The organism is Exiguobacterium sp. HVEsp1 (genome assembly GCF_002009685.1).
Classification (GTDB): Bacteria; Bacillota; Bacilli; order Exiguobacteriales; family Exiguobacteriaceae; genus Exiguobacterium; species Exiguobacterium profundum.
Map to the genome: position 1 here is coordinate 2,306,578 of NZ_KV917367.1, position 15,039 is coordinate 2,321,616.

Here is a 15,039-nt window from a genome sequence, read left to right on the forward strand (position 1 = left end):
GTGTATCTATGAAACGAATCTTACTCGTCCTCGTCTTGATCGGTGCGTGGGGATCTGTCACCCCGACCGACTCCGCTCAAGCTGCGACGAACCCTTTCCACATCCGCTCTGTCCCGAACGCCATCGTCTATGAGATGAAAAGCGGGAAGTTGACGAAAGTGGCGACCTATTCGACGACGAAGCGCTATGCGGCGATCAGTACGTCCGGTTGGTATTACATCGCCCTGAGCGGTGGGAAGAAAGTCTACATAAAGAAGAGTCAGGCGAAGCTTTTACTCGCCGATCCCATCACCCGTTCGAACTTGACATCGAGCGGGACGGCACGACTGGCGCACGAATACATGCGACAAATGGCACCGCATGTCCCTTATGAATACGAGCGTCTCAGCGAAGCGAAGGCAATCGACTACGCGAACCGGGCCCTTAAGGGGGATTGGTATGTCCCGTCCACACCGTATCGTCTGTCGGTCCCAAACATCGACACGTTCGATTGGCATCGGAGCATCCCAAGCTCTTCAAGCAACTCGTATCCGTTCCAGATTCACTATTTGACGGTATTGAACCAATTGACGCAAGCCTACAATGCGACAGGCGACACCGCGTATTTGAAATACGGGATGCGCGTCGTGAAAAGTTGGACGAAAGCCCACCCCGTCGCCAACTACAAACAGTACCGCTGGCCATACAATGACCACGGTACATCGGTCCGGACGTTCCACTTATTGAACTTCTGGGACGTGTATAAGTCGTCGTCCCTTTACAAAGACACGGCATTCACGGGTCTCATGTTGCGGACACTCCATGAGCATGGCACGTTGCTCGCGACATCGAGTTTCTATAAGTACGAACATAACCACGGGGTGTTCCAAGACATGGCACTCACGGCGATCGCGCAGACGTTCCCACAGTTCGACCAAAGCGCGAATTGGAAAACCATCGCCGACAGTCGGCTCGATAAACAGATCCGCCACAGCATCACGTCGGATGCCGTCCACCTCGAGCATTCACCGGGCTATCAGGCGTACATGTATCACGTGCTCGACCGCTTCGTCATCTGGGCGGACGAGAACCGCTTCACGCTCCCGTCCAGCATGAACCGTGTCGAGTACATGCCGAAACAGCTGACGTATATGGTGAAGCCGAACGGGACGCTCCCGATTTTCGGGGATACGTCCGGAGCTCGGCGCACGACGTCAATCATCCCGCATATCGACGACTTCCCACAGCTCGCCTATGCGGTCTCCGGAGGGAAGGAAGGATCACGCCCACCGCTCACGGTGAAGAAGATCAGCACGCAGTATAGCTTCATGCGGGAATATTGGTCCGCCCCACCGCGTGCCTTCAATCAGGCGACGCAAGTGATGATGACGGCGGGCTATCACAGTAGTGCCCACAAGCACGCCGACGATTTGAGCATCGACTTATACGGGCTCGGTCGGGACTTCATCATCGAGACGGGCCGCTACGGCTACACGAACCGTCCAGAACGTCAGCGCGTCTTCGGGGTCGACGCCCACAATACGGTCCATCGTGACGGGGCGAATCTCGACTTGAGCGCGTCGATGCGCGAGAAGAGCAAGATTGTCACCGTCAAAAACCTCGGTCCGTCCCTTCTTGCGATGGGCGAAAGCAAGCTCATCGGTAAAGGGGCGACCCATCGCCGGACGCTCGTCTATGACAAGGCGCAGACGCTCGTCGTCTATGACCGGATCAGCTCCCCGACACAGGAGAAGTTCGTGCAACGATTCCATCTTGCGGAAGGTCTGAAACTGCTCCAGAGTTCGATGGCGACCCAAAACGTCGTCTATGGCGACTCGAACGGTCGGACGATCCAACTCATGCAGCTCAACCTGAAAAATTCATCGATGCGCAACAGCACGAGTTTCGTCGCCGTCGAGGATTACGAATGGAAGCCGCGTCCGCAAGTCATCTCGTATAACACCGGGAAAGACGTGCGCTATCTCACGCTCATCCGACTCGACCAGTCGAAGACGACGATCCGGTCGGCGAGTGTGAAAGTATCCGGTTCGAACTACATCGTGACGTACACGCTCTCGAATAAAGAGACGAGACAGATCAGTGTACCAATCTAAACAATTCTTTTTAACAACCTCGTATGATATTTTTATAAATTGTATATGTAAAAAATGACCTCAACGACATTGAGGTCATTTTTTAACTTCTCATAATTATGGTTCGAACAATCTATTACTCATTTGTAATTAAAACAATATTACATAACTTGTTTAAGCCGGTTTTCTAAAATGACGGCTTCTTTCAAATTTTTGTTCTCCTGTTCAGTTATATCGACTTTCTGTTGCAAAAATTCGATATATGTTTCCAGCCCCTCTAGTAATGTATTTAGCTCAGTTAAATCTGCCTTATGATCTATTTCTTTCGTCAAAAATTCAATGGACTGCCTTCTTAATTTTTCTTCATAAATTGTAGATGAATCAATGTAACCCTGCTTTTGCCCATCATAAAGGCCTAATTCGTAGATCTTTTTAGAAAAAATGGACGTTTTAAGCGCTTCTTTTGCGTCTGATTCGATTTCCTTTTTCGCTTCAGTAATCCCTTTTTTTACACCGTGTTTAGAAACATTTTTAACAACAGGTATAAGTGTTGTCCCACCTGGAATCAATAGCTTCACAATTCTTTTGTTAAATGCCATATATAATCCTCACTCATCTGATTTAAAATTCAGTCGAATTGATTTCTCAAATCTCATCTGATTATTTTTTTCTTTTTCAATTCCTGCTAACAATAACTTTATATAATCCTCAGCATCTAATAAAAGTCTTTCAAGTTCTTGAATATCCGTTGCTAGATTCTCTTCCTTATCTAGAAAGGATTCTATCTGACTTTTAAACTTTTCTTCAAATACGTTCGCTGCCTCTATGAGTCCTTCTTTTTTCCCTTCTGAAACACCTAAACTATAGACATTTTTGAATATAGGTGACGATTTAAAATAATTCTTTAAATCATCATCACCTTTTAAACCGATTAAACTCGGCATCACTAGAGGACCTGCTACATAATTAAAGTAATTCTTTCTTTTCTTAAACATGTTTAATCCTCCCTTAAAGTATTCAAAATTATAGATGACTTTCACCCATAACCTTATTTTTAAATCCATTTAATACAAACTCTTCTTTGATTTGACGAATAAAGGCCTCATCAGAGATGATTCTATGAATTGTAATTATCAACCCACCAACATCCAACTTCTTTAGTGCAGTCTTATCACCTAAATACGTCTGCAACCCGACATAAATCAAATTACTTGAAGTGGCGATCACATTAGAATACATCAAAATTTTTCTAGTTTTTACTTCATAAAGCTTTAAATTATGATGTATCGCTTCATCATAGAAAAGAGAATGAATCGCTGCAATCAATGCATTTATAAATGATGATAGCGCCATACTTCGACCGACACTATATATGTCAATTGAATTTTTCACTAGTGTCGCGGATAAATCTGGACTGATTGAATTGAGGATAGGTATAGGTAATCCCATTTTTGTAAATGCATCTGAACCTAGATGAATCGCATGTTTTAATACAGCTTTGACGAGGTCTAAAATATCCGCTTGGATACGATGAAAAGAGCGCTCAAAAACGCTTATAATATGAGTGATTCCAGAAATTTTATATTCATTCCCAATTAAATTCGTATTGTATGATTCCAACATGAAATTATTTTTGGTAATTGTATCTGACAAAATATTTGCCGTCCCAAAAATCCATCCTAATAACGGATCGTGACCAAGTGTTGTAAATCGATGATTCGCACCACTGATTCCGGTGTTTCCCACGAACATATCTTTTTTAAACGCATCATACGAAACAGGTCCGCTCAAAGAAATTGGTGTGAATGGTTTCATTGCTTTGCTAGCTGCTTGATCACTCTTAAATCTTAATTTGTCACTACTCAACCAATACTGACGTACGCACTGGAGAGCTGTCGCAAAAAATAAGAATGTCATATCAACTTTACCTAATCCGGTTTGCTTTTCGAACATTTCTTCTAAGTCTTCTAAAACCCGGTGAGGATTTCTCGCAATTTCAGAGACACGTTCAGTTTCCAATCTAATGTTTTGCATATCATCTAAATTCTTATTTGCAGAATTCATCAATCTCATTCTTCTCTGTTTCATTTCATCCAAATCCATCATCTCACCATTCTTTCCTAATAAAAGGTTATACATTAATTTTAATTGAATTTTTTTACTTTATCTATCTTTTGTTTAATCCCTATAAAAAAACGGATAAGGTGTTTTGACACTTAAATTCTTATCTATACGAAACTAAATTAATTTATATGAATTCTAGATTCACATGATATATCCACAGCTGTTGAAAATAATTTCTGTAATTCATTGAGACACAAAAACCCTGAACCATCACAATCTCGTGTGATTATTCAGGGTTGATTCATTTATCGTTTTATCAACTTATGCCGCCTTCCGCCTTGTCGTCCACAGGAATCCAATCCCGATGGCGAGAAGTACGAAGCCGATCCACCAACTGTTCGATGATTCGCCACCTAAGAATGGGAGGCGCTCCGTCAAGGTCGGTTTCTTACTTCCCTCTGACCCAACAGTCGAGTCGGAGTCCGCGTCACCATTTCCGCTGTCTCCGCTCCCTCCTGGAATCTGAGGTTTTTCAAATTCGAAATAAATTGCCATGTTCTCCACGGTGATCTGTTGCTCGTTCGCTCCACCACGCTCGAATCGAATTGTCCGTGGCGTCTCGTCCAACTCATAGCCGAACGGCGCCTCGGTTTCCACAAGCGTATATGTGCCGAGTCTCAAATCGGTCACGCGTGCTTCACCCGACGCATCCGTCGTGAAGGTGATCACCTCACCCGTTGAATCGGTCAATGTGAACGTGGCCCCTTCGAGTGGTTCGCCCGTCTCCTCATCGACCTTCTTGACGAAGAGTGTCTTGATGCGGTCGTTTTCGACCGCGACCGTCTTCTCGACGTCGCCCCGCTCAAACGTGAACGGATGCGGTGTCTCATCTAAGAAGTACCCCTTCGGAGCCTTCGTCTCGACGAACTGATAGTCATCTGGGACGAGCCCCTCGACGACAATCTCTCCGTCTTCATTCGTGACGAGACCTTCTTTCACGAGTTCGCCAACACCGTTCAACAGCTTGAACGTCGCACCTGAAAGCACATCACCGGACTCACTGTCTGTCTTGACGAGACGGACCGCTTTGTACGGGTCGTTCGTCACATCGACCGCGAGGACTTCATTCGTCCCGCGTGTGAGCGTGAACTCGTGTTTTGTCGTATCTAGGATGTATCCTACCGGCGCCTTCGTCTCGATGAACGCGTAGTCGCCCGGTTCGAGGTCGCGAACGAAGATCTCTCCAGACGCATCTGTGACAAGTCCTTCACGGACGATGTCACCCGACACATCAATCAAGTCAAACGTCGCGCCTGGAAGCACATCGCCAGTCGTGACGTCCGTCTTCGTGAGTCGGACTGACTTTTTCTGTTCGTTCGTGACGGTGAGTGTCGTCGGTGCCGCTTGACGCTCCGCCACGCTGAACGTGTGTTCTTTCGAATCAAGCAAGTACCCGTCCGGCGCTTTCGTTTCAACGAACGCATAGCTTCCTGGTGTGAGACCGCTGACATAAATCTCACCCGCCGCATCCGTCACGAGTCCCTCACGGATCGTCGTTCCGAACGTGTTGACGAGCTTGAACGTCGCACCCGCTAGACGATTGCCTGTTTCCGAGTCGACTTTCGTCATCCGTACCGCTTTATACGAGTCATTCGTGGCACGGACTTCTGTCACGTCGTTCGTCCCGCGTACGAGCGTGAACGGACGTGCCGTCATGTCGAGCATGTAACCCGACGGTGCATTCGTTTCTTGGAAGTAATAATCACCCGGGTTCAACCGGTCGACCCGGATCTCCCCGTTCGCATCCGTCTTCAATCCTGCCTGAACGAGCGTTCCACCTTTTTGATAAAGCGAGAACGTCGCATCGGCGAGACGTGAACCGGTGATCACGTCCGTCTTGATGAGACGGACCGACTTTTGTTGTTCGTTCGTGATGGTAATCTGTTCATCGACGTCTTGTCCGTACTCGACCGCGAACGCATGTGGCGTCTTGTCTAAGATGTAGCCGGTCGGTGCAGTCTTCTCGACGAACGTGTACGTGCCGATGTCCAATCGGTCGACGATGACCGTCCCATCCGCTCCCGTCGTCACGTTGTCACGGACGACTTCGTTCTTGCTGTTGTATAACGTGAAGACCGCGCCTTGAAGGGCGACGATCGTGTCTTTGTCGACTTTCGTCAACTTCACGCGCTTCATCGTCTCATTTTTGACGTTGTCTTTTTGAACGGCGTCACTCTCGAGCGTCACCGTGAACGTGTACACCTTCTCGGGCAACACGTACCCGTCCGGCGCTTTCGTTTCGACGAGTTGGTACGTGCCGAGGTCGAGGTCCTCGATCAATAGGACACCGAATGCATCGGCCGAGAGTCCCGTGCGGAGCGTGTTCCCGTTCATGTCTTTCAAGTCAAAGATGGCACCTGGGAGCGCCAAGCCCGTCTTCCAGTCGACTTTCGTCAATTCGATCGACTTGAACGGCTGGTTCTGTACACCGACTGTTGTTGTCGTCAGTTGGTCTTTCACGATGGAGAAGCCATGCTTCTTCGCATCGAGGAGATGACCCGTCGGCGCTTTCGTCTCGACGAAGGCATACATGCCCGGCTCGAGGTCGGTCACGGTGATCTTGCCGTCCTTGTCCGTCACGAGCCCTTGGCGGACGATGTTGTCCGACGCGTCATATAACGTGAACTCTGCTCCTTCGAGCACCTTGCCGGAAGTCGACGTCTTCGTCAATTCGACGTCTTGACGAATCGTGTTGTTTTTGACGGTCGTCGCTTCCTTCACTTTCGCAATGGTGATGTTCCGAGACGCCGTCGAAATCAAGTAGCCGTCCGGTGCTTTCGTTTCGACTAGACGATAGTCCCCGTAAAGGAGGCGACCGAACGTCAAGGTCCCATCGGTTCCTGTCGTGCCACGACGGACGGTACGACCACTACCCGTATCGATCAAGTCGAACGAGGCCCCACTCAAGTTCTTCTCGCTCAACTCATCCGTCTTTGTAATCGTCAATTCACCGAGTTCTCCACTCGCCGTCCCCATTCCGGACGTGCGGGCGACTCGGACCTTCGATTGTTTCGTCGTCGTGTTCTCGGAGACCTCGTCCGCCGTCAGATAGACGTCGTTCGTGATGTCCGTCCCGACCGCAGCCAGGATATACGAGTCATATTCTAAGATGTATGGGCGATTGATCGGATTGTTGAACGTAAGTTCGAACTCCCCCATCTCTTGGATCGCTTGAACTGTGTACGCATCGGTCGACAGTTTCCCTGCCTTCGTGACCGTACCGTCCGCGGCGACCGTCGTCTCGTAGACGCTCAACGAATCAAGCAGGATGTCCTGATTGTTCGACGGAACGTCACGGAGTTTGACGTTTTGCAACGACGATTGTCCGAAGTTGATGTCGATCGTCCAGGCGATGAGCTTCCCTTGCTGGATGCCTCGCTTCTCGTTGTATTCGCCACCGTGACGGACCGTCACCGTCGCCGGCAAGTTGCCAAGCTCGGTCGCCCCGTCTGTGACGACGGCCGTGTTTTTATACGATGGTGCGATTTTCGTATCGTCGATGTTCGTGTCGTACGTGATGACGTACGCGTCATCCGTCGGCTCGTTGAACGTCAAGACGAAGCCCGTGTCGTTCCACACGACGTTATACGCGGACGACGGAATCGGTGTCGCGTCGACCGAGTAGGCGTTCGCCCCACTTGCTCGTGTCATCTTCGCGACGGTGAAGGAATCCTTGTCCGGTACTTGTGTCCCTTCCCACGTGTCGGTGACGGTCAGGTTCGTCGTCGCATACTCGTGGTAGTTGATCCCGATTTTCCAAGTGATGTCCTTCGTGACGGCGTTATACGTGCCACCTTTGAATCCGTTGTTGCGCGTGTTCGATGCCGGCTCGACGGAATCCGTCGTCGTCACCGTGCGTCCGTTCGATGATTCGTCGACCCAGTCGACGGTCGCCGCGTTGACGAAGCTCGTATTGTTCGCGTCCAGACGCTCGCGGTAATCGAACGCCGTTTTATACGTGATCTTATGTGTGTCGGTCAATTGTACGCTAAAGCGAATGGTGAAGCCGTTCGCATCAGGCGTGACCGTGTAGTCCGTCCCTTTCGTCAACCCGTCGATTGACAGCGAGTCCTCGATGAACGTCAAGCCCTCGTTCGGGAACGTGTCCGTGATTTTGACATTGTTCATCACCCGTTTGTCTCGGTTCAACTCGAGCGTCCATTCAATCGTTTCCGCCGCATAGTCGGGCGTCTTGTGCGTCTTTCGCAAGACGGCTTGTCCGATTGACCGGGTCGCCGACTTCTTCCAGCCATTCACTTCGATCGTGTTCGTCACGCTGCCCGAGGAGACGACGCGATTTTTCGCACGGGTCGTATACTCGAGCTGATACGCCGTCCCGTTCTTCGGAAGGTCGAACGTGAATCCTTCGAGCCCCGTGTCTGTGATTTTCACTGGTGTCACAGGAACCTCAACTCGATTCGCGATGTTTCCGTTGGCATCGAGTGTCACTTCATATAACGTGAGCCCATCTAGTTCATGCGTCTCGGTGAACAAGTCCTTCACCGTTAGCGAACTCAAATTCCGTTGCCGGAAGTTGATGTCCGACACCCATTCAATCGTCTGGGTGACATCATCATACTTCGGCGTCCGTTTCTCGAGCTCCGTTCCACGTCCGGCAGCGACCGTCGCAGAGGCCGTTGCTGTCTTGAAAGACGTCCCTTCGAGGTTCGTGACGTTGTTGAACGTCGCCACCTCTTCATCGACGATATCCGTGATGAACGTGAGACGATACGCGTTTTGGATCGCCCCGAAGTCGATGGCTAGACCATCCGTCGTATCGACCGTGAGACCTGTCACCGGTTCTTCACGGATGACATTCCCGTTCATTGCCATGACGAGCCGGGTCACTTCCATGCTGTCGGCACGATACGCCAGACCTGCAGGAATCACGTCCGTCCAGCGAGCATTCGCAATCTGTTTCAGCCCTTTGTTCAACTCGACCGTCCACTTGATGGAGCTCGGGTTGTACGGTCGGTCGGCGACACCGGCTTTCGTGATGTCTTTCCCTGGATTTTTCAATCCGACCGATAACGTGTGCGAGTGCTTATTCTCGATCGGAATGATTGTGACCGTCCGCTCTTCTGAGATCTCGGTCGTTTCTTTCACTTGCGTCAGGGCTTGAATCGTCCCTTGGATGTTCGAGTACTTGTAGACGTTGTCGTTAAACGTCATCGTCGCTGTCCCATCCAGGGCGAGCGAGTACGTCCCCATCGACTGACCGTTGAAGTTCAGCGGTGCGTTCGTGAACGCCTCGTACACCTTCAACTCACTCGGCATTTGGAACGTGAACGTCGACCCGTCCGTGTAGCTGTGCCCGTTCGGGATCGACCAGTCGTAGTTGATCTCGACGATCGAATCGGTCGTGACCGTGCTCACCTCGACGTTTTCCGTCGTGGTCGTCCGAATCGTGTACGCGTCCAAGATGTTGTCGGTGATCGTCATGACCGGATTGTCCGGTGGCTGCGGGTCCGTGATGACCGGGTCCCCTTCCGCATACGCCATTCGCGAGACGGCGAACGGCTGCACGACGAGCAACATGGTCAAGACCATGGATAACCATCGTTTCATGTGCGTTTCCTCCTGTGTCTTTGTTTGCAGACATCACAAACGTGGAACAAGGAGATTCGCCTCAAAGAACATACCAAAAAAAGGCCGCCTTCTCTGGAAGGGACCTTGGTCGTCGTTCAATCATAGAGTGTGGCACGATAGTCAGAGGCGCTGCGGTACGTCGTCGTCCGTCGCTCGGTCACGTCACGCGTCACATCGATGACGCGCCACTTTCCGTTCACGAACACCTCGTTCCACGCATGATACCCGTCGACCCCTTTCGCCGTCCCCATCACGAGACGGGTCGGGATGCCTTGGGCACGAAGGAGCGCGGCATTCAAGGACGCGAAGTCATAGCAGATCCCCCGTTTCGTCCGAAGCGTGTCGGCGTTATTCGGTAGATAAGTCGATGAGAGCTTCATGATCTTCTTGTCGTCATAGTCAACGAGTCGGTTGACATGACGGCTCGTCACGAGCGTTTGCGTCGAAGTGGAGTAAGATGAACGTGACAACGACGAGGCGAGACGCGACGTCGCAGAATCGATGGAGACATTTTGGGTGGAGTGGAGATACGGCGCCGTCGAATGGACGAGGCGGACCGTTTTCTGAAGGCGGTAGACACGTTTATAGCGTTCCCCGTTCGATGACTGGTAAAGCGTGAATGTATAATCCCCGTTCCCATAGTTGACGTTGAAATAATTCTTCCCTTTATAGACATCGTAAGTACGGACCTGCTTGCCTTGTCGCACCTCGAACTTAAATGACCCTTTGTCCTGGTTCGAAATGTACACGTCGACTTTCCCCGTCCGTGTATCGACACGCGCGCTCGCCGCATCTGCGGCGGCAGGTCGCACCACAATCAGTGCGAACAACAATACCAACATCCCTGCGAAGAATTTCTTCACGAGACGAACCTCCTTTGGAAACTGGCTGCCATTTTACAGGCCCTGTAGCTTTGCGTCACTAGCTTTCGCGTAGTTTTGCCATTATCAGTGAAGTCTTACGCCTCAACCTTAGCATAAGGGATGCGTGGACGATGTCTGATTTTTAAATTTTATGGGAATGAATGTGCCGAAATGAATGCGCAAAACCCCTCGTCGTACGTGACGTGAGAGGATCTAGCGGAATCTGTCAAGAACAGACAGATGATATTATTTCGAACGGAATGACAGTTGCTTCGTGAACGGGAAACGGCGACGGATTTGTTGCTTCACAAATCGTGACAAGACGACAATCGAATTCAAGACAAAACCGAGGGTCGGAAGCGCCAGCAACAATAAGACGTAAAAGAGAACATCGTTCAATGGACACAGCTCCTTCGTATGAGGTAGGGAGTATGATCATCTACATTTAAATAGCGTGGAAATCGTAAGTCATTTGATGGGTTACAATTCAATCCATACCTTTATCTACCATTAGTGTAACCTTATTGTAACAAACATTCCGTTTCTTTTTACTAAAAAAGGGGAATTAATTGTGTCTGCTTTAGGTCTTTCGTTCGACAGGAAGTGACAATTCGCCTACATACAGAAGACGAACTCGCTCGAGTCCGTCCGATGATCGATTATGTAATGGATTGCATGCTGCCTAAATTATGACCCCTGAGTCATTCAAACTCTATCTTTTGACCGAGTCTGCTGTCGCTCCGACCATTTTTTCACGACCCACCCGTTACGCAGGTAACGAAAAATCAGCCAAATCAGCAGAATTGGAATGAATAGGCTCGTGACGGCACCGATGACAATCGACCCGACAGCAAGGAGCACCAGGAGGACATCCATCGACATAAACCATTCCATTAGGGTCGCGCCTCATTAAAACGCATCCCATTTCACGTCCGGTCGATGTTGATTTTTTCGGTCTTGTGGATACGGAATCCCTTGAAGCGACAGCCCGTCGAGCACCTTATACAGCTCACGTTTTTGAGCCAACGTTAGTTCTCTCGAATGGAGGGAACTAAAGTAAATCGTCTTCAGACGTCCCCAGTACTTCGGATGGTTCGGGACCCACCATATCCTCTTCATATCAGTATATAAATCGTAAAACTCTTCTTCCGTAATGTTTCGATGTTTTAGGCGCTTCTCCCATTTCTTGATTCGTAAAGCGAAGGAGATTTGAAGCGGGACGCTAATCAAGATAGTTAAGAATATTAATGGAATGATTAACATCATATTCCCTGTGACGATTAATAACAGTACAACTGCAAGTACACCAACACCAAACATCTTTCGCATGAGATTCTCTCCTTTCGTTTATTCTCGCTTATGTAGAAGTTCTGTCGACTGTGACGAACGTCTCGAAGAAACGCTCCCGTCCTTGCGCATCGTAGACATATGGCGACGTAAACTCTTCTCGCCACTGAGAATCGCCACGAGGCTCTGTGACATCTAACCCCAAGAGCTCATCGAGTTGTTGCCGGTTGACGTCAACCGTATAATTTTCATTATAAGAAGGTAAGTAAATCCGAATCGATTTCATTTCTGGGAAGTAGCGAAGGACCCCGACCGTTTCACCCACTAAGATTTCATTTCGACGAGAAATCGCCACTGCATAATCGGTCGGGTTGAATGATGTATTCGGGTGCTCCTCCAAATACTCATCAAATGAAGCGTAATATTCGATATTTGCCACACCATCTTTTAAGTCTATGGTTTTCATAAAATCTGAGCCATCGATTTCTCCGATGTACGTGGTGAAGGCATCCTTCGTCAGTTCGATAGGTTGGTTCTTCGTTTTTTCCTCATTCTCTTGTTGTTTCTTCTCTAAATCTGCCATCACTTTTTCAAACTGTTGCTTCGGATCGTTTTCTTCCACTTTTTCTTCGCCACATCCGACGAGTAGTGAAGTTAAAATCATGACACCGGCCATCATTTGAAAGTTACGTCTTTTCGACTCCACACGAATCATTTCGTCTCCTCTTTTCATTAAATTGTTCATTCGCCTCATTTGAATGTTCGGCACAGTCTCAAAGTGTCTGAGATTCATCTTGATCTAACAGTCAATCTAGTGTTGATTGCGTGACCGTTTCACCCAAATGAATTTTCTTTCGATGAAACCGGTTCTCCTAACAAAATAATGAATAGGCCTATAAAAAACATACTATATTCTAAAAAAGCTTTAAAATCATTTTTATATTTTTAAGGGAACTAGATTTTAAATTTTGGAAATGTATGTATTAAATCAATCATCTAGGTCCCCACCTGATGTATACAAAAAAGAAGTCCATACATTTGGACACATCATTCATCTCAACATGTATGGACCTTTTTGATTCATTGTCGTGTATCGAGCGAGAGATCAACTGAAAGATCGAGATTCGAATAAAAGAAATCCTCTTTTCCAATTCGTTTAGTACCTCTCGCCAATAGCGCATTACCTAATTCGTCGTATCGGTGTTTGCTAGCATGATCTAACACCATTTCTAGTTGTTCTATACAAAAGGCGTAAAACTGTCCTGCTTCAGGCGACCCTTTTTTGTAGATTGAATTCGAAATATTTTTAAGGGCATCACGATAGTTTTGTTCAATCATCGGATCGTTGAAAGCATAGATTTCTGAACCTTTATAGTACATGGTGAAGTAGATTCCCTTGCGCTCTTCATGAACAGTCATTCCAATGGAAGGATTCTTCGATTTTGATGATTGATATTCAAACACCGTTTGCTCGTAGTGTCTGTCTTGAACAAACATCGGCTGATCCGGATATTCCGGATGCTTGAATCGATTCAAATTTTTGACGATTTGTTCGTACGATTGAAAGCTTTGACTGTACTCCACTAGAGAAGATTTTAAAGAAGTCGCAGGGACATATCCCTTCTTCGAACCATCCATCACCTTTGTCCAAGAACCCATTTTCTGAAGAACAATCAATTTTTTATTTTTTGACAATGTCGAGATTGTCTTGGATGACTGATTCCGTCCCGACTTCAACTTGACTGTTTTTGCAGTCCACACTGATTCAAATGTAGATGTTTTCTTCAAATGTTTGACTGGTACATACCCTTTTACTTTTCCGACTTTCACATTGGCCCAAGATGATTGAACAGATATGACAGATACGACTTCATGAAGCCCCATACGTTTTAACGATTTGGATTTGGTATGCTTTGATTGATATACATGCGTCTTTTGAATCGTCACATAGGATGTACTGCCATTTTGAGCACTCACTTGCATGTTCGGATAGGAAACGAGTAATCCAATCGCAAGAACGAATGTGAGTACGCCACATAATAATCGTGTTGTTCTCTTATGCACTTTAATTCCCTCAATGTTCGACCTTTGCATCACCAAATCACTTAACGGTTACCTGAATTTTTATATTCCCTGCATGAAACACATCCGGTTTCTCGAAACGAACTTCAGCATCCAACTCAATGGTTGCTGTCCCTTTTTGTTTGGCGATGAACCCTAAACGGCGCTCGTCCCACTCAATCACAGCGTTTTTCTTGAGAAAGGCATAAGGCGTATACAAGTAATCACCTTTAACACTAGCATCATATCGGCCAACGCCAATTTTCTCTCCGACTTTCATCGTAATCTTCGTAGGACCTAAAAGCTGTTGCCCTTTAACGCCTACCCAATACTTTGGATTTCCGGCTACATAACGATCATCTTTCCCCGTGCCATCCCCTACACGAACCAACTTTCCATTTTTCATTTTCAACTGATGCATGACGATGGACCGGCGCATGACGTACAACGTGTCATTCTTGATGATGGCATTTCCAAAATAATCGCCCGGTGATGAAGCTAATAGTCGAATTTTTTTACCATCGGGTGATCCGATCGTGATCGGCGCCATGACATTTTCTGTATCAATTCCGTGATACTTTCCTAGCACGACTTTGTCATATCCGCCAAGTTTTCCGGACGTGAGGAATTTCATCTTCATCACTTCTAAATATTCTCGCTTATAAATGACGTTCCATTTTCCGTTTTTCCATTCGTACGCTTTGATTAAATAATCATCCGCCATATTGGTTTTTGTATCTCGATTAAACAAAACGACAACTTCTTTCATTTTCGATTGATTCATTTGAGCAATCTCGTGAGAATGATAGCGATACCCATCCTGTGTTGATTTTTGAAGTTGTTGAAGCAATGTCTCCGTATGACTTGCTGCTTCGACAGGTGATCCCGCCATGATTGTGAAAAGAATAATGGCAAATAACAATTTTTTCATGTTCAGCTCTCCATTCGCTCACTTTAAAATTGAAATCGATTTATTTTATCAAGATTCCTTTGTAAAAAACTGTTCACTTCCTAACGATTTGGTAATTTGTTTTTTAAATTTG

Annotated in this window: 12 protein-coding genes and 1 riboswitch; of the genes, 1 reads left to right on the top strand and 11 read right to left on the bottom strand. The window is 47.5% G+C overall.

The genetic code is table 11. The features are described 5' to 3' along the window. The first annotated feature begins 8 nt into the window (after positions 1–8). Entirely contained in the window at positions 9–2,093 is a 2,085-nt protein-coding gene (locus BV910_RS11805) for a heparinase II/III domain-containing protein (RefSeq protein ID WP_078147467.1), read from the top strand. Positions 2,094–2,233: 140 nt separating this feature from the next. Here BV910_RS11805 and BV910_RS11810 read toward each other — a convergent pair whose 3' ends face one another. The 11 genes from BV910_RS11810 to BV910_RS11855 form a co-directional block, all read right to left on the bottom strand. Continuing rightward, positions 2,234–2,671, bottom strand: coding sequence for a hypothetical protein (locus tag BV910_RS11810; protein WP_078147468.1), 438 nt, complete (start codon positions 2,669–2,671; stop codon positions 2,234–2,236). A gap of 9 nt (positions 2,672–2,680) precedes the next feature. Beyond that, on the bottom strand, positions 2,681–3,067 hold the full coding sequence (locus tag BV910_RS11815; protein WP_078147469.1) for a hypothetical protein: 387 nt from the start codon (positions 3,065–3,067) through the stop codon (positions 2,681–2,683). 28 nt (positions 3,068–3,095) lie between these two features. Beyond that, complete coding sequence (locus tag BV910_RS11820; RefSeq protein ID WP_143404783.1) at positions 3,096–4,175, bottom strand: hypothetical protein; 1,080 nt, start codon at positions 4,173–4,175, stop codon at positions 3,096–3,098. 282 nt (positions 4,176–4,457) lie between these two features. Beyond that, the gene (locus BV910_RS11825; protein WP_078147471.1) at positions 4,458–9,764 is read right to left on the bottom strand and encodes a SpaA isopeptide-forming pilin-related protein; all 5,307 of its coding nucleotides are present in this window, start codon (positions 9,762–9,764) and stop codon (positions 4,458–4,460) included. A 116-nt stretch (positions 9,765–9,880) separates the two neighbouring features. Continuing rightward, positions 9,881–10,648, bottom strand: a complete 768-nt coding sequence (locus tag BV910_RS11830) for a transglutaminase-like domain-containing protein (RefSeq protein ID WP_078147472.1) — start codon at positions 10,646–10,648, stop codon at positions 9,881–9,883. Positions 10,649–10,661: 13 nt separating this feature from the next. Beyond that, positions 10,662–10,738, bottom strand: a riboswitch (cyclic di-GMP riboswitch). Positions 10,739–10,894: 156 nt separating this feature from the next. Continuing rightward, positions 10,895–11,047, bottom strand: coding sequence for a hypothetical protein (locus BV910_RS14815; RefSeq protein ID WP_168169862.1), 153 nt, complete (start codon positions 11,045–11,047; stop codon positions 10,895–10,897). Between the two features lie 306 nt (positions 11,048–11,353). Further along, on the bottom strand, positions 11,354–11,542 hold the full coding sequence (locus tag BV910_RS11835) for a hypothetical protein (protein WP_078147473.1): 189 nt from the start codon (positions 11,540–11,542) through the stop codon (positions 11,354–11,356). Positions 11,543–11,557: 15 nt separating this feature from the next. Further along, entirely contained in the window at positions 11,558–11,977 is a 420-nt protein-coding gene (locus BV910_RS11840; protein ID WP_078147474.1) for a hypothetical protein, read from the bottom strand. A 28-nt stretch (positions 11,978–12,005) separates the two neighbouring features. After that, on the bottom strand, positions 12,006–12,650 hold the full coding sequence (locus tag BV910_RS11845; RefSeq protein WP_078147475.1) for a hypothetical protein: 645 nt from the start codon (positions 12,648–12,650) through the stop codon (positions 12,006–12,008). A 365-nt stretch (positions 12,651–13,015) separates the two neighbouring features. After that, a complete protein-coding gene (locus tag BV910_RS11850) occupies positions 13,016–13,999 on the bottom strand; it encodes an SH3 domain-containing protein (RefSeq protein WP_143404784.1) in 984 nt (327 codons plus the stop codon). Between the two features lie 37 nt (positions 14,000–14,036). Next, entirely contained in the window at positions 14,037–14,927 is an 891-nt protein-coding gene (locus BV910_RS11855) for a hypothetical protein (protein ID WP_078147477.1), read from the bottom strand. Positions 14,928–15,039 lie beyond the last annotated feature (112 nt).